The sequence below is a fragment of the Curtobacterium sp. MCLR17_036 genome, from assembly GCF_003234445.2.
Classification (GTDB): Bacteria; Actinomycetota; Actinomycetes; order Actinomycetales; family Microbacteriaceae; genus Curtobacterium.
Genome location: NZ_CP126269.1, coordinates 773,977 through 794,407, shown reverse-complemented (window position 1 = coordinate 794,407; position 20,431 = coordinate 773,977). Strand labels below are relative to the sequence as shown.

Genomic DNA, 20,431 nt, shown 5'->3' with positions numbered 1-20,431 from the left:
CACCGACGACGTCATCCCTTCACCGCTCCCGAGGTCAGTCCGGACACGATGGAACGGCGGAACACCAGGACGAGGATGACGATCGGGACCGTGGCCGCGACGCTCGCGGCGAAGATCTGCGCGAACGGCACCGTGAACTGGGTACCGAACAGGGCGATGCCGACCGGGATGGTGCGGAAGGAGTTCTCGCTGTTGAACGTCAGCGCCATGAGGAACTCGCTCCACGACGCCGTGAACGTGAAGACCCCGACGGTGAACAGGCCCGGCTTCGCCATCGGCAGGATGACGGACAGCACCGTGCGCCACGCTCCGGCGCCGTCGATCTCGGACGCCTCCTCGATCGTCGACGGGATCCCCTGCAGGTAGTTCCGCATGATCCAGATGGCGAACGGCAGGTTGAACGCGACGTACGGCACGATGAGGCCCGGATACGAGTTGAGCAGTCCGAGGTTGCGCTCGAGCAGGTAGAGCGGCGTCAGCACCGCGATCGCCGGGAACACCGAGAGCATGAGCAGCGAGGTCATGATGGCGGTGCGGCCGCGGATGAACCGCCCGGCGAGTGCGTAGCCGGACAGGAACGCCAGCGCGAGCACGACGACGGTGGTCGACACCGACACGATGACGCTGTTGAGCATGTACTGGCCGAGCGCGTTGTCGCGGAACGCCACCACGAAGTTGTCGAAGGTGATCCGCTGCGGGAACGCCGTCGGTGGCGACTGGGCGATCTCGCCGGACGGCTTGAGCGACGTCGTGACGAGCCAGTACAGCGGCAGCGCGGTGAGCACCGCGATGACGACGCCGCTGACGTTGACGGTGTTGACCCACTTGCGCCAGCCCTTGCGGACACGTTGACGGGGCATCAGTCGTCCCCTCCCTTCGCCTGGTTCCGGAACGCCCGGAGGAACAGCAGACACCCGACGGCCACGATGACCGCCGTGGACGTCGCGATCGCCGCACCCGGACCGATGTTGATGTCCTGGAAGAGCACCTTGTAGCCCATGATCGCGAGCGACTGGGTCGTGGTGCCCGGACCGCCGTTCGTCAGCACGAACGGCAGGTCGAAGACGCCGAACGCCTGCAGGATGCGGAACAGCACCGCGATCGTCAGCGTCGGGGTGAGCTGCGGGAGCACCACCCGCCAGAACGTCTGCCACGTGCTCGCGCCGTCGAGCTCGGCGGCCTCGTAGTGGTCCTCGGAGATCTGCACGAGCCCGGCGAGCAGGATGATCGCCACGAACGGCGTCGTCTTCCAGATGTCCGCGACCATCAGGCCGGTGATCGCCGGCACCGGCTCCCCGAGGATCACCGGGGCGTCCCCGAACAAGCCGAAGAACCAGGTCGCGACGCCGTAGGTGCTGTCGTAGACGTACTTCCACAGCTGCGCGTTGACGATGGTGACGAGCGACCACGGCACGAGCATGAGCGCGAGCATCCAGCCACGGGTGGCCCCGAGCCGCTCGAGCACCAGCGCGACGAGCATGCCGAGCACGAGCTCGACCGAGACGGTCACGACCGTGTACAGGACGGTGAACCCGAGTGCCCGGTACCAGTCGGCGCTCTGCAGCAGGGCCGCGTAGTTGCCGAACCCGAAGGACTGGATGGTGAAGCCCTCGTAGCCGACCTCGACGTCGGCGAAGCTCAGGACGATCGAGTACACCACCGGGAAGATCGTCACCGCGGCGACGACCAGGAGCGCCGGGGCCGCGAAGCCCCACGCACCCCGCGCCCGGATGCGGTCGAGACGCGACCGCCCCGTCGGCCGGGGCGGCGGGGCAAGTCGACCCGGGCCTCCCGGCCCGACCGTCGTCCGCGTCGCGGTGCCGGCGCTCACAGCGCGTCACCCGACAGCGCGAGCGAGATGGCGGAGGCCATCGCGCTCGTGCCGCCGTCGACCGATGCCTGGCCGCCGAGGATGCTGTTGCCGTTCTGGTAGACGCCCTGCGAGACCTTCGGGTAGTACGCCGTCGAGGTCGGCCGGGGCACGAGCGTGATGCCGGCCGCGGTGTCGTAGGTGGGCCGCTGCTGCCGCTTCGCGTCCTCGCTGACGAGCGACGCACTGCGGGCGGGCAGGACACCGCCCTCGCGGGTCAGGAACTGCTGCGCGGTCTCGCTCGACATCCAGCTCGCGAAGGTGAGCGCCGCCGCGGGCTGCTGGGTGTGCGGGTTGATGTAGTTCCCCCACCCGCCGATCGTCGAGTGGTGGTCGTCCATGCCGTCGAACGTCGGTCGCGCCGCGAGCCCGACCTTGCCGGCGACCTGGCTGTCCGGTCCGTTCGCGATCCCCCACGCGTACGACCAGTTCCGCAGGAACGCGGCCCGGCCGCCCGAGAACGCGTCGTTCGTGTCCTGCTCCTGGTACGTCAGGGTGGCCCGCGGGGACGCCCCCTCGGTGACCAGCGAGCGCATGAACTCGAACGCGCGCTTCGTCTCCGAGCTCGTGGTCTCGGGCTTCGTCAGGTCGTCGTTGAGCAGCGACCCGCCCGCGTCCGCGACGAACTCGGTGACGTTGCAGGTCAGACCCTCGTACACGTCGCCCTGGAACGCGAACCCGTACGACACGTCACCCGTGTCGACGAGCTTCGCGGCGGTCTCGCGCACCTCTTCCCACGACGCCGGCACCTGGAAGCCGTGCTTGTCGAGCAGGTCCTTCCGGTACAGGAAGAACGACTCGTCGATGTAGAGCGGGAACATGTAGTACGTCCCGTCGACGCTCGCCGCCTGCCGCAGCCCCTCGGGGAACTGGTCGAAGAAGTCCGCACCGACGAGCTGGTTGACGGGGGTCGCGAGCTTGTTCTTCGCGAACTGGCCGGGCCACGCCACGTCGCCGAGGTACACGTCCGGGGTGCTGCTGCCGGCCGCGATCTGGGTCGTCAGGCTCGTGCGGTTCGTGTCGGTGTCGCTCGGGGCGCTGACGATCTGCACCCGGATGTTCGGGTGCTCCTTCTGGAACTCCGTGATGAGCCGCCGCCGCAGGTCCCCGCCGTCCTTCGACGCGATCTGGCCGGCCCACCAGCTGATCGTGGCCTCGCCCTCGGGCGGGTCGGTGGGCCAGTCCTCGACCCTCGTGCGCTCGGGTCGGGTGGAGCAGCCGGCGAGCAGCAGCACCCCCGCTCCCCCGAACAGGAACATCCTCCGGTCGATGGCCATCCGTCCTCCTCGACGTGTGGTGCTGCGAACCTGTGCGTCCACACAACCAGGCGGAGCCTGGGCTGTCCGCAGGTGGTGCTGGCGGGCGGCGGGGCGGGCGGCCGTGGCGGGCGGCCGCGCCTGCAGGCCGACAGGTGGTCGCGAAAGCGACAGATCCCGCACTGGCGGCCCCGTCAGCGCGGGGGAAGCGACAGTGTGCGACGAACTGTTCGCGGAGAACTGTCGCTTTCGCGAGGCGGGGCGGCGGACGTCGGGCGTGGAAGGGAGGCGGACCGCTGACGCGGCGGCCGGGAGGCCCGCGGCGGGGCCGGCCCGCGCCTCCCGGCCGACAGGTGGTCGCGAAAGCGACAGATCCCGCACTGGCGGCCCCGTCAGCGCGGGGGAAGCGACAGTGTGCGACGAACTGTTCGCGGAGAACTGTCGCTTTCGCGAGGCGGGGCGGCGGACGTCGGGCGTGGAAGGGAGGCGGACCGCTGACGCGGCGGCCGGGAGGCCCGCGGCGGGGCCGGCCCGCGCCTCCCGGCCGACAGGCGGGCGCGAAAGCGACAGATCCCGCACCGGCGACCCCGTCAGCGCTGCGGAGGCGACTGTGTGCGGCGAACTGTTCGCGGAGAGCTGTCGCTTTCGCGTGAGGGCGGACCGCGGGGGGCGAGGCGGCGGACCTGGTGACCGCGGGGCGGCGGACCGCGGAGGCGGCGGCCGCGGAGGCGGCGGTCGGGAGGCTCGTGGCGGGGGCGACCCGCGCCTCCCGGCCGACAGGTGGGCGCGAAAGCGACAGATCCCGCACCGGCGGCCCCGTCCGTGCTGCGAAGGCGACAGTGTGCGACGAACTGTTCGCGGAGGACCGTCGCTTTCGCGAGGCGGGGCGGCGGACCGCGAGGCGGCGGCCGGGAGGCTCGTGGCGGGGCCGACCCGCGCCTCCCGGCCGACAGGTGGTCGCGAAAGCGACAGATCCCGCACCGGCGACCCCGTCAGCGCTGCGGAGGCGACAGTGTGCGACGAACTGTTCGCGGAGAACTGTCGCTTTCGCGAGGCGGGGCGAGGCGGGGCGCAGGGCGCGGGCCGCAGGCCCCAGGCCCCAGGGCTCAGGCGCGAGCGGGCGCCGTCGAGTCGGCCAGGTGCAGGGCGCACGGGATGAGGGTGTGCGTGCGGTCCGTCGTGCCGCCCTCGAGGCGGTCGACCAGGGACTCGACGGCCAGGCGGCCGAGTGCCGGGCCGGGCGCGTTCAACGTCGTGAGCACGGGTTCGGTGGCGGCGCCGGCGCCGTCCGACGAGACGATCGCGACGACCGAGACGTCCTCGGGGACGCGTCGTCCGCCGGCGCGGAGGCCGCTCACGAGCCCGAAGTTCGAGTCGTCCTTCATGATGATCGCCGCCGTCAGGTCGGGGTCGCGCGCCAGCAGGTCGGCCGCCGCACGACGGCCGCCCTCGGCGGAGGCCCCCGCCGCGACGACGGTGCCGCTCAGACCGCGGCGCTCGACGGAGGCGCGGAACGCGGCCTCGGACCGGACCTTCGGGCCGTAGTCGGCCATCGCGGTGCCGTCGAGGTCCTCGACGACGAGGCCGATGCGGCGGTGGCCGAGGCCGGTCAGGTGGTCGAGGGCGTCCTCGACGGTGCGCTCGAAGTCGATGTCGACGAAGGAGATGCCCGACGGGTCAGCGGTCCGGCCGATGGCGACGAAGGGGACGTCGAGCTCGACGAGGCGCTCGATGCGGGGGTCGCGCATGGTGACCTCCATGACGACGACGCCGTCGGCGAGTCCGCCGGAGATGAGCTCCTGCACGTCGTCGCCGGTGGCCGCGGCGGGCCAGAGCACCAGGTGGTACCCGAGCTCCGAGGCGCGGCCGGCGGCGCTCGTGAAGAACTGCAGCGCCGTCTGTCCGAGCCGGTGCTCGAGGACCGGGAAGACCAGCGCGAGGATGCGGCTGCGACGCGACGCCAGGGCCCGCGCGACCACGTTGTTGCGGTAACCGAGCTCGCGCATCGCGGCGGTGACGCGGGCACGGGTGGCCGCGGACACCCGCTTGTTCCCGTTCACCACGAAGGACACGGTCGCGATCGAGACGCCCGCCCGGTCGGCGACCTGCTGCATCGTCGCCATGCCGCTCCCTCACCCTGTTCCGCTCACTGTAGCGGGGGTGACCCACGAGAAAGTTCGTCTAAGCGCTTTACCATCTAACCGCTTCGATGCTAGCTTCGACCCCACTCGGGACGCGACGGAGCGGTTCTGGTCCGGTTCGCTCCCGATCCACGAGCGGCACGTCGCGTTCGTGTCCGGCAACCATCCAGAGAAGAGCGAAGCAATGAAGCCTCGACACCGCAGGATCGCACCGGTCCTCAGCACGGTCGCCATGCTGGCGACCGTCCCCCTCGTCCTCGCCGGCTGTTCCGGCGGCTCGTCGGCGAGCTCCGGCGGCAAGGTGGACTCCATCACCGTGCTCGACTACTACAACCAGGGCAACGACAAGAAGGTGATCGGCGAGTACCTCGACAAGTGCGGCGCCGAGAACGACGTCACCATCAAGCGCACCCAGGTGCCCGGCTCGTCCCTCATCCAGAAGGTGCTGCAGCAGGCGTCGTCGCGGACCCTGCCGGACGTCCTCATGCTCGACAACCCGGACATGCAGCAGATCGCCGAGACCGGTGCGCTGTCGCCGCTGTCCGACTACGACATCTCGACCGACGGCTACGCAGAGGGCGTGCTGCAGGCCGGCACCTACGAGGGCAAGGTCTACGGGCTCGCGCCGACCGTGAACACGATCGCGCTCGTCTACAACAAGAAGGTGCTGTCCGAGGCCGGGGTCACCCCGCCGAAGACCTGGGACGAGCTGCAGTCCGCCGCGGCGAAGCTCACGAAGGGCAGCCAGTACGGCTTCGCGGTCGACGCGAACGCCACGTACGAGGGCACCTGGCAGTTCCTGCCGTTCATGTGGTCGAACGGCGGCGACGAGAAGGACATCGCCACCCCCGAGACCGCCGAGGCCCTGACGTTGTGGAAGGACCTGATCGACGACGGCTCGATGTCGAAGAGCGTCCTGAACTGGACCCAGGCCGACGTGAACGACCAGTTCATGGCCGGCAAGGCCGCGATGATGATCAACGGTCCGTGGCAGATCCCCGGACTCAAGGAGTCGGGGGTCGACTACGGCATCGCCCAGATCCCCGTGCAGTCCGCCAGCGACACGGCCGTCGCACCGCTCGGGGGCGAGGTCTGGACCGTCCCGAACACCGGGGACAAAGCAAAGCAGGCCGTCGCCGCGAAGATCGTCGACTGCATGAACAGCGACGCGAACCAGCTCGCGATGGCGAAGCTCCGCTACACGATCCCCTCGAAGACGGCCGTCGCCCAGCAGTTCGGCAAGGACGTCCCCGAGGAGCAGGTCTTCGTCGACCTGGTCGCCGACGCCCGGGCCCGCACGGGCGAGCTCGGCGCCGACTGGCCGAAGGCCGCGACGAAGATCTACACGGCCGTGCAGGCTGCGCTCACCGGCCAGGACTCGCCGGCCGACGCCCTGCAGAACGCCCAGTCGAGCAACTGAGCATGACGAGCACCGCGACCCCCGTCGCCCCACGGCGGGCCGCCGGCGACGGAGCACCCGCTCCGTCCCGGCGGCCCCGCCCGGGCCGCTCGCTGCGCTTCGAACGGATCGCGCAGCTGCTGTTCCTGCTGCCGGCCGTGCTGTTCCTGCTGCTGTTCTTCGGCTTCCCGGTCGTCAAGAACGTCGTCATGAGCTTCCAGGCGTACACGACGTCGACGTTCTACACGGGCGAGGCCCCCTGGGTCGGCTTCGCGAACTACGCCTCGGTCGTCTCGTCGCAGCTCTTCGACACGGCGCTGATCAACACCGCGCTGTTCACGGTCGGGTCGATCGTCGGCCAGTTCGTGATCGGGCTGCTGCTCGCGCTGTTCTTCCGGCGCAACTTCCCGCTCTCCGGGCTGCTGCGCTCCCTGCTCCTGCTGCCCTGGCTGCTGCCGCTCATCGTGTCGAGCGCCGTGTGGAAGTGGATGCTGGACCAGGACTCGGGCGTCGTGAACCAGTTCCTCGGCTCGTTCGGCGTCCCGTCGGTCCCGTGGCTGACGAGCCCCGCGGTCGCGCTCATCACCGTCATCGCGGTGAACATCTGGATCGGGATCCCCTTCAACACCACGATCCTGTACGGCGGGCTGCAGGACATCCCGACCGAGCTCTACGAGGCCGCGGCCCTCGACGGCGCCACCGGCTGGAAGGCGTTCTGGGCGATCACCTGGCCGATGCTGCGCCCCGTCGTGAGCGTCACGCTCGTGCTCGGTGTCGTCTACACGATCAAGGTGCTCGACATCATCCTCGGGTTGACGAACGGCGGGCCGGCGAACGCCACGCAGACCATCGCCACGCAGTCGTACGACCTGTCGTTCAAGCAGTTCGACTTCGGGCAGGGCGCCGCGCTGAGCAACATCCTCATCGTCATCTCCGCCCTGTTCGCGATCGTCTACCTCCGCCTCAACAGGAAGGCCGTCGATGACTGACGCAACCGCGACGCGCGCCGTGGTGACCCGCGGCACCCGTCGACCCACCCGGCCGACCACCCCGAAGCAGTGGGTGCTCTCCGGCATCGGGATCCTGATCCTCGCCGTCATGCTGTTCCCGGTCTACTGGATGGTCAACATCTCGCTGCAGCCGACCGGCTCCGCGATCGAGGCCGCCTGGTTCCCGATCAACGCGCAGCTCGGCGGGTACGCCCAGGCCATCGCAGACCAGGGCGGCGCCCTGGTGACGAGCCTGCTCATCGCGCTCGGCAGCGTCGTGGTGAGCCTGCTCATCGCGACGCCGGCGGCCTACGCGCTCGCCCAGTTCAAGGTAAAGGGCGTCGGACCGGTCCTGTTCGGCATCCTCATCTCACAGATGATCCCGGGCATCGTCGTCGCGAACGCCCTGTACGCGGCGTACAACGACCTCGGCCTGCTCAACACCGTGCCGGGGCTGATCCTCGCCGACAGCACCGCCGGCGTGCCCTTCGCGATCCTCATCATGCGGGCGTTCATGCAGAACATCCCGCCGTCGATCATCGAGGCCGCGAAGGTCGACGGGGCCGGCAACTTCCGGGCCTTCCGCTCCGTCGTCGTCCCGATCAGCGCGAACGCCCTCATCACCGCCGGGCTCTTCACGTTCCTGTTCACCTGGAGCGACTTCCTGTTCGCCCTGACCCTCACCACCACCGAGGACGTCCGGCCGATCACGCTCGGCATCTACAACTACATCGGCACGTTCACCGCCGACTGGTCGACCGTCATGGCCGCAGCGGTGATGGCGTCGATCCCCGCCATCGTGCTGCTGCTCGTGGCGCAGAAGTTCATCGCGGCCGGTGCCACCGGCGGCGCGGTCAAGTGACCCGCGGCCGAGCGACCCGCACCCGGTCCCCCCACCCCCGAGAGGCATCCACCATGACCACGACACCGTTGCGCATCACCGTCTGGGGCGAGAACGTCCACGAACAGGTCGAGCAGCACGTCGCCGAGCGCTACCCCGACGGCATGCACGGCGCGATCGCGGACGGGATCCGCGAGCACCTGCCCGACGCCGTCGTCCGCACCGCCACCATGCAGGAACCCGAGCACGGGCTCACCGACGAGGTCCTCGCGGACACCGACGTCCTCACCTGGTGGGGGCACGCCGCCCACCAGGACGTCGACGACGCCGTCGTGGACCGGGTGCACAAGCACGTGCTGTCCGGCATGGGCCTGGTCGTGCTGCACTCCGGTCACTGGTCGAAGATCTTCGGCAAGCTCATGGGCACCACGTGCACGCTGCGTTGGCGGAGCGAGCACGACCAGGAGCTCGTCTGGACGGTGAACCCGCAGCACCCGATCACCCGCGGGGTGCCGAACCCGATCGTCATCCCCGAGCAGGAGATGTACGGCGAGTACTTCGACGTCCCGACGCCCGACGAGCTCGTGTTCATCTCGGGCTTCACCGGCGGCGAGGTGTTCCGGAGCGGCATGACCTACCGCCGGGGCCTCGGGAAGATCTTCTACTTCTCCCCCGGTGACCAGGACTTCCCCGTCTACCACCACCCGGACGTCCGTCGTGTCGTCGCGAACGGTGCCGAGTGGGCCCGGCCGGAACGCGAGCGGGAGATCCCGACGCTCCGCCGCTACGACCTCGGCGAGTACTTCGACGGCCAGCACTACCGCGGGCCGTTCGACGACGCCCCGGTCGAGGACCCGGCCGCCGGTACGGCCCCCGTCGAGGACCCGGCCGCCGCCGAGGCCCGCGCGTGAGCGCGCTCCGCGTCGTCCAGGTCGGTGCCGGCGGGATGGGCCGCGCCTGGCTCGCCACCGTCGCCGCCGACCCGGAGGTCGAGCTCGTCGGCGTCGTCGACCTCGACCTCGACGCGGCCCGCGCCGGGGCCGCGCACGCCGGCGACCCGACCCTGCCGGTCGGGACGGACCTGACCGCACTGGCCGCCGAGACCGGCGCCGAGGCCGTCCTCGACATCACGGTCCCGGTCGCGCACCACCCCGTGACCATGCAGGCATTGCGCGCCGGTCTGCCGGTGCTCGGCGAGAAGCCCGCGGCGCAGACCGTCGCCGAGGCGCTGTCGCTCGCGGCCGCCGCCGAGGTCACCGGCAAGCTGTTCATGGTGTCGCAGTCGCGCCGCCACAACGACCAGCTCGTCGCCTTCCGCCAACACGTCCGCGGCCTCGGCGGCGTCGGCGGGCTGAGCACCCGCTTCGCGAAGGCCCCGCACTTCGGGGGCTTCCGCGAGGAGATGGACGACGTCCTGCTGCTCGACATGGCGATCCACGCCTTCGACTCCGCCCGGTACGTGCTCGAACGCGACCCGGTGTCGGTGTACTGCGAGTCGTGGAACCCGTCGTGGTCCTGGTACCGGGGCGACGCGGCCGCAGCCGCCGTCTTCACCTTCGAGGACGACGTCCGCTACGTCTACGACGGCTCGTGGTGCGCCCCGGGCGCCGAGACGTCGTGGAACGGCGACTGGCGGGCCTCCGGCGCGGCCGGCACCGCGCTGTGGGACGGCGACCACGACCCCTCCAGCGACCTCGACGGCGTGCCCGGCACCCCCGGGTCGGCGCCGAGCGTCGGGCACGAGATCGCGGGGGCGCTCACGTCCTTCGTCCGGGCGGTCCGCTCCGGCACCGCGCCGGACGGCGAGGTCCACGGCAACGTCATGAGCCTCACCATGGTCGACGCCGCGATCGCGTCGGCGCGGAGCGGGCGCCGCGTCGTCATCGACGAGGTGCTCGAGCAGGCGCACGCCGACGCCCTCGCCGCCGAGCGGGACGACGAGGTGCGCGAGCGCCTCGCGTCGTGGGGCTCGGTCCGCCACGCGCTCGGCACGTCGGTCGTCGCACCCGGCTGAGGCAGGGGCCGGACAGGAGGCGCGGCGCGGCCCCGGCGGTTACGGTTGCCTGGTGCGTGGACAACGGTCGTCGGACGCGGGGGCCGTCGCCCCCGTCGTGCTCGTGGTCGCCGACCCCCGCCGCCGGGCCGGCCGCACCCCGTGGCGCCGCGTGCTCGTCGGGGTGGTGCTCGCCGCCCTCGTCGGCGGCGCGGCGGTCGCCACCGCCGGCGCGCTCGTCTCCCAGCGCACGGCGGAGGCCTTCGCCGTGCGCGACGCGACGGCCGACACCGCCGCGCTCGCCCGGGTCGTCGTCGAACCCGCACTCGTCGACGCGATCGCCGACCCGGACGCCACCGTCGCTGAACGCGCTGCGGCCCGTGCCCGGCTCGGCGACGCCGTCGCGGGCGAGCTGCGCGCCGGTTCGGCGGTGCGGATGAAGCTCTGGCGCGCCGACGGCACCGTGATCTGGTCGGACGAGCCGCGGCTCGTGGGCGACCGGTTCCCGCTCTCCGACGAGGACCTCGAGGCACTCCGCACCGACCGCTCGGACGCCGAGGTGTCCGACCTCGACGAGCCGGAGAACCGGTTCGAGCGCGGGAGCGGCCCCCTGCTCGAGGCGTACCAGGCGGTGCACACCCCCTCCGGCGAGGCCCTGCTGTTCGAGGCGTACCTGCCGTACGACGAGGTCCTCGAGCGCGCCGCCGACCTGCGCCACGCGTTCGCGGTGCTGGCGTTCGGCACGGTCGCGGTCGTGCTCGGCCTGCTCGTGCCGCTCCTGCTCTGGCTGCTGGTGCGCATCCGGTCCGGCCAGCGGCTCCGGGAACGCCTGCTCGGCCGTGCGCTCGACGCCGAGGCCGCCGAGCGGCGCCGGATGGCCGGCGAGCTGCACGACGGTCCGGTGCAGGACGTCGCCGGGCTGGCCCTGTCGCTCGGCGCCGCCCCGGAGACCCGAGACGCCGCGACGACGCTGCGCCGGGCGGTGTCGTCGCTCCGGACCTCGATGGCGGCGATCCGACCGGCGGCCCCGGACCGCGACGGCCTCGGCGCCGCGCTCGACGACGCCTGCGCCCGCGCCCGCGCGGCCGGCGTGACGACGACGGTGCACGTGCCGGACGCCGTCGAGGCCTCGCCCGCCGCACTGCTGGCGGTCGTGCGGTTCGTGCGCGAGGCCGTCTGGAACACCGTGAAGCACGCCGACGCCACCACGGTCGACGTCCAGGTGGCCCGCGACGGGGACCACCTGGCGGTGACGGTGGCCGACGACGGCTCCGGCTTCGACCCCGCGGTCGTCGCCGGACCGACCCGTGCCGGTCACCTCGGCACGACGCTGCTGCGCGAGGTCGCCGAGGACACCGGCGGCTCGCTGCTGCTCCGGACCGCCCCGGGGCGCGGGACCACCTGGGAGCTCACGGTCCCCACCGACGTGGAGACCCTGCGGTGAGGGTGCTGCTGGTCGACGACCACGCGCTCGTGCGCGGTGGCCTCCGTGCGGTGCTCGCGACCACGGACGACTGCGAGGTGGTCGGCGAGGCCGCGACCGGCGAGGAGGCCGTCGACCGTGCGGCGGACCTGCGCCCGGACGTCGTCGTCATGGACCTGTCGATGCCGGGCGCCGGGGGCGTCGACGCCACCGCCCGGCTGCGGGCGGCGATGCCCGCGGTCCGGGTGCTCGTCCTGACGACGTTCTCCGACGACCACCGGGTCCGCGCCGCCCTGGCCGCGGGAGCCACCGGGTACCTGCTGAAGGACGCCGCGCCGGACGACGTCGTCGCCGCGGTCCGGGCGGCTGCCCGCGACGAGACCCCCATCGACCCGCGGGTCGCCCGAGCGCTGCTCCCCGGTGCCGCCGCGACCGACCGCGGCCCCGACCTGCCGCCGCGGGAGCGTGACGTGCTGGTCCGCATCGCCCGCGGGCTGTCGAACCGGCAGATCGCCACCGAGCTCGGCATCGCGGAGCGGACGGTGAAGGTGCACGTCGGCTCGCTGTTCCGACGGATCGGCGTCGCCGACCGCACGAGCGCCGCCCTGTGGGCACGCGACCACGGCTGGTGACGAGGTACTAGTACCAAGGTCCGATGGTGGGCGCGCGCGGCTCGGGCGACGATCGACGTGTACGGGCCATCCAGGCCCCTTCGCCCCAGGAGGCACCCATGCACACGGCACCCACCACCACCCGGCGCTCGCGCCGCCGCGTCGCCGGCATCGCCGCCGTGATGACGCTCGGCACCGTCGCCGCCGCCGCCCTCGTCGGGGTCTCCCCCGCGAACGCGTCCGGCAAGACCTCCACCGGTGGCGACTACGCGGTGACCGTCAACGGCACCACGACGAACCCCACCCAGGGCAAGGACTACAAGGTGAAGGACCTGGCCGTGTCCGGCACCATCGCGGTCCGCGGCAAGCACAACGGCTTCGACATCCGCATCGCCGACCTCGGCGTGTACGACTACACGCTCACCGGCGCCGCGGACACGCAGCGCATGGTCACGAAGCCGACCGTCGTCTTCGCGTCGAAGGTGCCGTCGCTCACGCCCGCGCAGCTCGCCGGCACGAAGCTGTCGTCGCTCGAGGTCCGCGACGACACCCTGGTCGCGATCTTCGGCACCGGTGCGGGCAAGTACAAGATCCAGGCGAAGGACGGCGCCCAGGGCGGCGTCTTCCAGATGGAGACCGAGTTCGCCGCGCCGGTGACCTTCACCCACACCCTCGGGGCAGGGCTGTTCTACTTTACGAACCCGTACAGCGGCAAGATCAACTTCGGTGACGGTGTCGCCGCCGTGGCGTCGGGCAGCGGCGCGCACCAGATGCTCCTCGGCAAGGACAGCCCGCAGGTCGCCACGAAGACCTCGCAGACCGCGACGACGACCACGTGGACCGTCCAGCCCGGCGGTCGCCTTGGGGGTGTGCTCGGTGAGGACGCCGTCGAGCTCTCGCAGGGCGCCACGAACTGCACGAGCGACTGCCAGGCCCAGAACCAGATCCGCGGCTCGCTGCCGGTCCCGCCGGACCCGGTGGGCCCGACCCCGCTGGTGGTCGCGGTCCGCTGACGCGACCGGTCTGCGGACGGACGCACCCCGCTCAGCGGCAACGCGAAGCGTTGCGCGGGGCGCGCCGACCGAGCCTACGAGGGAGGGGTGCCGGCTGGCACCGCGCCTCTTGTCCGTCGTCCCGGCCGCGTCGGAAGCCGCACCGCACCCAGCGAGGTGGGCGCTCGGACACGCGCGTGGGTAGCGTCTGCGCCATGGACGGACTCGGACTGGGGACCCTCAACGTCGCGACGATCGTGGTCGAGGGGGCACGGCGTCACCGCAACAAGACCGCCGTCCTCACCGCGCTGCCCGACGGGCTGCACGAGACGAGCTACGGCGAGCTCTGGGAGCAGGTGCGCGCGGCCGCCGGCGGGCTGCGTGCCCGCGGGGTCGAGCGGGGTGACCGGGTCGCGGTGATGCTGCCGAACGTCCCGCAGTTCATCGTCGCGTACTTCGCGGTGCTGTCCCTCGGTGCCGTGGTCGTGCCGATCCACCTGCTGTTCAAGCGCGAGGAGATCACGCACGTGCTCTCGCGCTCCGGGGCCGGGGTGCTCATCGCCTCCGGCACGGCGCTGGCCGAGGCGGGGCCCGCCGCCGTCGACACCGGGACGACCGTCGTCGGGGTCGGCCCGGTGCCGGACGGGGTGCCGGTGCCCGCGGTGTCGCTCGACGACCTCGCCACCGAGGGGACCCCGCTCGACGCCGTCGTCGGGTCGAACCCGCTCGACCCGGCCACCGTGCTGTTCACGAGCGGCACGACCGGAGCGCCGAAGGGCGCGGTCGGCACGCACTTCGCGCTCGTCGAGCAGGCGAACGTGTGCATCATCGACCTATTCGACCTGCGCGAGGACGACGTCGTCTTCGGCGGCCTGCCGCTGTTCCACACCTTCGGGCAGACCGTCGTGATGAACACGACGCTGCGCCGCGGTGCCACGATCGTGCTGCTCCCCCGGTTCGACGCCGCCACCGCGCTGGCACTGTGCGTCGAGCAGCGGGTCACCGCGTTCCTCGGGGTGCCGACGATGTTCATCGCGCTGCTCGAGGCGTCGCGGACCTCGGCCGAGCGGCCGCCGTTCCGCTGGGCGGTCTCCGGCGGGGCCGCGCTGCCGTCCGCGGTGTTGGAACGCTTCGAGACGACGTTCCGCTCGCCCATCCAGGAGGGCTACGGCATGACCGAGACCTCGCCCGTCATCTCGGTGAACCCGCGCGGGGTGCCGAGCCGGGCCGGCAGCGTCGGACCGGCGATCTGGGGCGTCGACGTCGTCATCGCGGACGCCGAGGTCGAGGGCCGCATCGAAGCGCTGCCCGTCGGCGAGGTCGGCGAGATCGTCGTGCGGGGGCACAACCTGTTCGCCGGGTACCTCGACGACCCGGAGGCGACCGCCGAGGCGATGGCCGACGGGTTCCTGCGCACCGGGGACGTCGGCCTGCTGTCCGAGGACGGCTACGTGACGATCGTCGACCGCAAGAAGGACCTCATCCTGCGGAACGGCTACAACGTGTACCCGTCCGAGCTCGAGTCGGTGCTGCACCGGCACGAGGACGTCGCCTCGGCGGCGGTGTTCGGCGTCGACCACCCGGTGCACGGACAAGAGGTGCACGCGGCGGTCGTGCTGCGCGACGGCGCCGTCGGCACCGACGCGATCGACGCGTTCGTGCAGGACCGGGTCGCTGCCTTCAAGTACCCGCGGGTGTACCACGTCGTCGACGGCCTGCCCCTCGGGCCGAGCGGCAAGGTGCTGCGCCGGGAGCTCGCCGCCCGCGACTGGTGACCGCCGGCGGCGCCAGCGGCGCCGACGGTGCCGCCGCCGTCCGGTGGTGAGGTCGCACTCCGGCCCGCTTCGCCGGCCGCGATCCGGGCCCGAGTGCAACCTCACCGGCCGACGGGCCGTCGTGCTGCACGGGCCGCCGTGCTGCACGGGCCGTCGTGCTGCACGGACTGGAGGCGCGACACCGGCCCGGTCCGCGGGTCGCGGGTCGCGCTCAGCGCGGGATGACCGAGAACAGGAACCGCTTCCGCACCATGTACCAGGCGAGCAGGATGAGCGCCGAGTGCACGACGAAGCCGATCCAGAAGTCGCCCCACGGCACCCCGGGGATCGACGCCACCGCGAGTGCGAAGAACACCTGCCAGACGAAGACGTAGAGCGACGCCTGCCCGAGCGGGATCCACAGCCAGCCGATGACCGCGTTGACCGGCTTCCAGAACACCGTGAGGATCGCGTACGACACGATCGCGAAGAACGCGATGTCGACCAGGCGTCCCCACTGCAGGTCGACCCGCTGGTATGCGGTGTTGTAGAGGCTCTCGTACATCGACGCCGGGAACGGGGTCGGGACGAACCCGAAGTGGTCGCCGGCCCACACGTAGACCAGGAAGGCGGCGTACAGGGCGACGGCGACGCCGACCAGCACCTTGCCGATCCGTCCCGTCAACGCGCCGACGACCTGCCGCCGGTAGTACCCGAGCACGAGTCCGTGCGTGAAGACGACCTGCCAGGTGAGCAGGGGGAACACCGCGTTGAACTGCGAGTCCAGCGGCCGGAAGTCCGGGTGCAGGGCCTGGAACACGTAGAGCGCCCAGCTCACGACGAGCAGCGCCCACCAGAACCCGCGCCGGATCACCCAGAGGAACACCGGGATGAACAGGCTGAGCACCACGAACAGGCCCATGATGTTGAACGGCCACGGTCCCATCTCGAGCAGCAGGAACTGCCGGATCGCGTACCAGGGCGGCGGGTAGCCGAGCAGCTGCATCGCGTTCGGGTACAGGTCGTAGACCCGTCCCTCGGCGTCGACGCCGCCGGTCCCGGTGCCGCGGTCGGTGAACGTCGTGATCGCGTCCGTGTTCAGGAACGGCACGAAGGACAGCACGAAGACGACGGCGATGACCGCGAGCGTGACGAGGTACTGCTTGCGGGCGCGCTTCCACGCCCCGACCGCCGCGGCCCACTCGCCCGCCTTCTTGATGGCGAACGGGTAGGTCATGCCGAGCACCATGCCGGACAGGAACACGAACATCTCGGCGCCGGTGATCGCGCCGACCGCGTGCAGCGTGAGGTACGAGTACGGGCCGCCGATCTCGATGTGCGTGATCACCACCGCGAGGATGATGAAGCCGCGGAACAGGTCGAGTCGCAGGTCGCGCCCCGGCTTGCCGTCGTCGGGGTAGCGCCAGCTCGGCAGCAACCGGCCGACGAGGCCGCTCAGCAGGAACACGACCGCCAGCCCGACCGCGAGCCAGACGATCCACGCCATCTGGTCGCCGCCGGTCTCGTACTGCTGGCTCGTGGCGGCGTTGCCCTCGCGGGTGGTGACCCGCTCGGTGACCGGGCCGAACGCGAAGTGGTCGGACCGCTCGAGGTCGGTCCGGAACGACCCGGCGATGCCGCGCGCCGCGGTGTCCCGCCAGTCGGCCACGCGGTTGCCGGCCTCGGGCTCGCGCCGGTTCGTCTCGACGAAGGTCACGCCGCGCACGAGCGGGCGGTCGCGCACGGCCGCGATCACCTGCCGCCACCAGCCCTGCTTCACCGCGAGCTCGGCGGCGCCGGGCAGCGAGTGCACGTACAGCGCACCGGTGTCGAGCAGCATCGGTCGGTCGCCGGCGACGGCGAAGCGGTCGTAGAACGACTCGGGCTGCGGGTCCTCGTACCCCCACGTCTCGTCGAAGCGTGCGGCGACCTCGCCGGCGTCCGGCACGTCGTTGCGGGTGAGCGGCACGTCGCGGCCGGCCGCCTCGGTCGACTTGCCCTTGCCGAAGGAGTACATCGACAGCCCGACCCAGTCGACCGCCTCGGCGCCGGGCCAGTAGGGCTCGTACGGGTCGTCGGCCGCGGTGAGGCGACCGTCGCCGTCCGTGTCGAGCTTCGTGACGTCCGCGGTGGACAGGTCGCGCAGGCGCCCGGCGGACTCGCCGAACGGGTACCCGGCGCCGTAGGAGGGCGACCACACCATGCGGGCGTCGGAGTCGCCGCCGTGCACGGCCGCGGCGAGCGACCGGAACGCGGACACGAAGTCCGTGGGCTGCTGGCCCCACCGCACCCACGTGCCGTTCATCTGCGGCGCCAGGCGGACGAGCACCTGCGTGCCGTACTGGTCGTGGGCGTCCTGGAACAGGGCGTTCGCCGCACGGGCGTCGGCGGCGTCGAGCGAGCCGAGCGACGACCCGGGCAGCAGGCTCACCACGAGCACCGCGCCCTGCGTCGCCGCGGCGCGGGTCGCCCGCTGGAACTCGCGTCGCGCCGAGCGGTCGAGCGGGTAGGCGATCTCGACGCCGTACATCGACGGGGTGGCGCCGAGACGGCCCTCGTACCCGTCGGGGGCGTCGTCGCCCCAGTCGAGGTCGGGACCGAACCATGTCGTCCCGGACTCCGGCGTCACGGCCGCCGCCCGGTGCACCGGCACGGCGGACGCGGGCAGTGCACCGCCGAGCAGGAACGTGGCGACGACGACCAGGAACGCGACCGCGCGAGCGGCCGAGCGCCTCACCGGTCGCACACCAGGGTCCAGACGTTGTGCCCGTGCTCGTGCCGGTGCTCGAGGCGGTCGAGCGCCGCGATGGCCAACGCCAGCCCCCGCCCGCTCTCCTCGTCGACGTCGGCCATCGTCACCGCGCTCAGGTCGATGTCGGCCGGCAGCCCGTTGTCGGTGAGCACGGCGGAGACGGTGCGGTCGGTCGCGCCGAGGTGCACGGTGTACCGCCGGCCGGCCTCACGGTCGGCGCGCTTCGTGTGCTCGACGATGTTCGCGGCGACCTCGGCGAGCGCCGTCTCGAGCGCGAAGCGGAGCCGCAGGTCGTCGACGCCGAGCCCGTCCCACCAGGCGCCGAAGCGGTCCTGCACCTCGTCGAGCGAGTCGGGGGTGGCGGGGACCTCGAAGGTGGTCTCGGTGCTCACAGGGGACCTCCGACGGTGCTCGACTCGTGTTCGGACTGTGCGCCGTCGCCCGGGCCCCGGTACAGGACGGCACGGATGACGATGCTGAAGATGAAGAGGTCGAACACGACCCACGCCGTGTTGACGAGCGGGGCGATGCCGGACGCTTGACCGGTGAGGTAGCGGACGCCGATGAGCACGAGGGCGCCGACCAGGGCACCCATCGCGATGAGCTGCGGCTTGACGAGGTCCCACCGCGGCTTCTGCTCGGACCCGTCGCGCACCTTGGGCGTGACGCGGAACCCGAGCGGCTTGCCCCGGAAGACGTTCTCGAACGCGCTCGTCACCGACTCGATCCAGACGGGGAAGAGCGCGAGCGAGTACTGCTGCCCGCGCCACGTCGGCCTGCCGGCGGCCACCACCCAGAAGAGCAGCTGGTTGAGCACGAGGAACGGGATGAGCCGCGCGAAGAAGTCGACGCTGTAGGCCTGCACCGGCACCACCCCGAAGGACAGGCAGAGCACGGGTGCGGCGATGTAGACCACGGCGGCGAAGCCGGACAGGTAGCTCCACATCGTCGAGAAGTACATGAGGCGCTGCCCCCAGGACAGGCCCTTCTGCACGAGGGGGTTCTCGCGGAAGAAGACCTGCATGGTGCCCTGCGCCCAGCGGAGCCGCTGCACGAGCATGGTCGGCAGGTCCTCGGGGGCCAGACCCTTCGCCAGGATCTCGTCGTGGTACGCGGACTTCCACCCGAGGCCGTGCAGGCGCATCGCGGTCGCCATGTCCTCGGTCACCGAGATCGTGGCGAGCGGCATGACGGGCTGCGCCTCGTCGTCGCGGTTGACGTCGAGCGCGCGGGCGAGCACCGCGATGGACTCGATCGCGGCGACCGGGGACGCGTCGCGCCGGCCGAGCACGTCGAGGGCGGCGTCGTCGAGGCCGGCGAAGGTGTTCGCGTCGGTGGACATGGCCGCGAGCTCCTGCAGGTCGTTCCGCACCGCCTCGAGGTCGGCGGCGGCGAACCGGAAGGCGATGGCGTCGATGCCGCGCTGGAAGGCGTAGGTGACGTCGCCGAGCGGTTCGCCCGAGCGCACCTGGTCGCGTGCCCGGTCGACGACCTGCTCGGCCTCGGCGAGCGCGTCGAGCACGCGGGGGTCGGTCTCGGTCTCGCGGGCCCGGGCGAGCAGCTTGCGCGACGTCGTCAGCGTGCGCTGCACCGACGCCTCGACCTCGGCCACGTAGCGGGTGATGCCGAGCTGCATGAGGGCCTCGCGCCGCAGGATGGCGTTGGAGCCGCAGAAGAACGCGGCGTTCCAGCCGTCCTTCGACTGCTGGATGGGGCCGTAGAAGAGCGGGGCCTGGCTGCCGAGCAGGTCGGCGTCGGGGACGTTCTCGAACCACTGCGGGGTCTGCACCAGGGCCATCCGCGGGTCCTTGAAGTAGCCGAGGGTGCGGTCGAGGATCGCCGGGTCGGGGACCTGGTCGGCGTCGAGGATGAGCAGGAACTCGCCCTGGGTGGCGAGCAGGGCGTTGTTGAGGTTGCCGGCCTTGGCGTGCCGCGGGCGGTCGACCCAGTCGGCCCCGCGGGTGATGACGCCGATGCCGAGCGCCTCGGCGGCCGCGCGCATCTCCGGGCGGTCGCCGTCGTCGAGGATCCACGTCGCGTGCGGGTGCGTGATCGCCTTCGCCGCCCGCGCGGTGCGGACCACCAGGTCGACGGGCTCGTTGTACGTCGTGATGAACACGTCGACGGTGACGTCGGTGGACGGCTTCGCCGGCGGTTCGCCGCGCTCGCGGAGCCGCCAGGCGCCGAAGGCGAAGAGCAGCGAGTCGATGACGCTGTACGTCTCGGCCAGGATGAGCGGGACCGCGATCCACCACGAGTGCCAGTTGACCGAGGCGGCCCACCGCCACACGACGTAGTTCAGCCCGGCGACCGAGGCGAGGAGTGCGACCACCCGCACGGACAGGAGCCGACGGCGGGCGGTGCCGGTGGTGAGCCGGCGGCGGTCCTGCCGGCTGACGTCGAGCGCCGT

16 protein-coding genes are annotated in these 20,431 nt (G+C 71.8%); 9 read left to right on the top strand and 7 right to left on the bottom strand.

Translation table 11 applies throughout. The features are described from left to right. Nucleotides 1-11: 11 nt before the first annotated feature. From DEI99_RS03780 to DEI99_RS03765, 4 genes are all read right to left on the bottom strand, one after another. Nucleotides 12-860, bottom strand: coding sequence for a carbohydrate ABC transporter permease (locus DEI99_RS03780; protein WP_111042789.1), 849 nt, complete (start codon nucleotides 858-860; stop codon nucleotides 12-14). After that, nucleotides 860-1,831: a carbohydrate ABC transporter permease gene (locus tag DEI99_RS03775; RefSeq protein WP_181434517.1), complete on the bottom strand. Its 972-nt coding sequence runs from the start codon at nucleotides 1,829-1,831 to the stop codon at nucleotides 860-862. Before DEI99_RS03775 ends, DEI99_RS03780 begins: the two co-directional genes overlap by 1 nt. After that, nucleotides 1,828-3,147: an ABC transporter substrate-binding protein gene (locus DEI99_RS03770; RefSeq protein ID WP_111042788.1), complete on the bottom strand. Its 1,320-nt coding sequence runs from the start codon at nucleotides 3,145-3,147 to the stop codon at nucleotides 1,828-1,830. The genes DEI99_RS03775 and DEI99_RS03770 overlap by 4 nt, the downstream gene beginning before the upstream one ends. 1,085 nt (nucleotides 3,148-4,232) lie before the next feature. Continuing rightward, nucleotides 4,233-5,249 carry a LacI family DNA-binding transcriptional regulator gene (locus tag DEI99_RS03765; RefSeq protein WP_258369490.1) on the bottom strand — a complete coding sequence of 339 codons (1,017 nt, stop codon included), beginning with the start codon at nucleotides 5,247-5,249 and terminating at the stop codon, nucleotides 4,233-4,235. Between the two features lie 202 nt (nucleotides 5,250-5,451). On the opposite strand from DEI99_RS03765, the gene DEI99_RS03760 reads away from it, so the two are divergent. The 9 genes from DEI99_RS03760 (at nucleotide 5,452) to DEI99_RS03720 (ending at nucleotide 15,290) form a co-directional block, all read left to right on the top strand. After that, nucleotides 5,452-6,687: a sugar ABC transporter substrate-binding protein gene (locus DEI99_RS03760; protein WP_111042406.1), complete on the top strand. Its 1,236-nt coding sequence runs from the start codon at nucleotides 5,452-5,454 to the stop codon at nucleotides 6,685-6,687. 2 nt (nucleotides 6,688-6,689) lie between these two features. After that, nucleotides 6,690-7,655, top strand: a complete 966-nt coding sequence (locus DEI99_RS03755; RefSeq protein ID WP_111042405.1) for a carbohydrate ABC transporter permease — start codon at nucleotides 6,690-6,692, stop codon at nucleotides 7,653-7,655. Next, nucleotides 7,648-8,517: a carbohydrate ABC transporter permease gene (locus DEI99_RS03750; RefSeq protein ID WP_071296755.1), complete on the top strand. Its 870-nt coding sequence runs from the start codon at nucleotides 7,648-7,650 to the stop codon at nucleotides 8,515-8,517. Before DEI99_RS03755 ends, DEI99_RS03750 begins: the two co-directional genes overlap by 8 nt. 53 nt (nucleotides 8,518-8,570) lie before the next feature. Further along, nucleotides 8,571-9,407 (top strand): ThuA domain-containing protein, encoded by an 837-nt coding sequence (locus tag DEI99_RS03745; RefSeq protein WP_111042403.1) that lies wholly within the window; start codon nucleotides 8,571-8,573, stop codon nucleotides 9,405-9,407. Nucleotides 9,408-9,442: 35 nt separating this feature from the next. After that, on the top strand, nucleotides 9,443-10,510 hold the full coding sequence (locus tag DEI99_RS03740) for a Gfo/Idh/MocA family protein (RefSeq protein ID WP_254784690.1): 1,068 nt from the start codon (nucleotides 9,443-9,445) through the stop codon (nucleotides 10,508-10,510). Between the two features lie 52 nt (nucleotides 10,511-10,562). Then, nucleotides 10,563-11,933, top strand: a complete 1,371-nt coding sequence (locus DEI99_RS03735; RefSeq protein ID WP_111042401.1) for a sensor histidine kinase — start codon at nucleotides 10,563-10,565, stop codon at nucleotides 11,931-11,933. Beyond that, nucleotides 11,930-12,544, top strand: a complete 615-nt coding sequence (locus DEI99_RS03730; protein WP_071253388.1) for a response regulator — start codon at nucleotides 11,930-11,932, stop codon at nucleotides 12,542-12,544. Before DEI99_RS03735 ends, DEI99_RS03730 begins: the two co-directional genes overlap by 4 nt. Before the next feature lie 98 nt (nucleotides 12,545-12,642). Beyond that, a complete protein-coding gene (locus DEI99_RS03725) occupies nucleotides 12,643-13,536 on the top strand; it encodes a hypothetical protein (RefSeq protein WP_111042399.1) in 894 nt (297 codons plus the stop codon). Nucleotides 13,537-13,730: 194 nt separating this feature from the next. Further along, on the top strand, nucleotides 13,731-15,290 hold the full coding sequence (locus DEI99_RS03720; RefSeq protein WP_111042397.1) for an AMP-binding protein: 1,560 nt from the start codon (nucleotides 13,731-13,733) through the stop codon (nucleotides 15,288-15,290). A gap of 211 nt (nucleotides 15,291-15,501) precedes the next feature. Here the strand turns inward: DEI99_RS03720 and DEI99_RS03715 are convergent, their stop codons facing one another. Genes DEI99_RS03715 through DEI99_RS03705 form a run of 3 tightly spaced genes read right to left on the bottom strand, consistent with a single transcriptional unit; the run spans nucleotide 15,502 to nucleotide 20,365 of the window. Beyond that, the gene (locus DEI99_RS03715) at nucleotides 15,502-18,006 is read right to left on the bottom strand and encodes an OpgC domain-containing protein (protein ID WP_146247156.1); all 2,505 of its coding nucleotides are present in this window, start codon (nucleotides 18,004-18,006) and stop codon (nucleotides 15,502-15,504) included. Then, the gene (locus DEI99_RS03710; RefSeq protein WP_111042393.1) at nucleotides 18,003-18,413 is read right to left on the bottom strand and encodes an ATP-binding protein; all 411 of its coding nucleotides are present in this window, start codon (nucleotides 18,411-18,413) and stop codon (nucleotides 18,003-18,005) included. The genes DEI99_RS03715 and DEI99_RS03710 overlap by 4 nt, the downstream gene beginning before the upstream one ends. Further along, nucleotides 18,410-20,365 (bottom strand): glycosyltransferase, encoded by a 1,956-nt coding sequence (locus DEI99_RS03705; protein ID WP_111042413.1) that lies wholly within the window; start codon nucleotides 20,363-20,365, stop codon nucleotides 18,410-18,412. The genes DEI99_RS03710 and DEI99_RS03705 overlap by 4 nt, the downstream gene beginning before the upstream one ends. Nucleotides 20,366-20,431 lie beyond the last annotated feature (66 nt).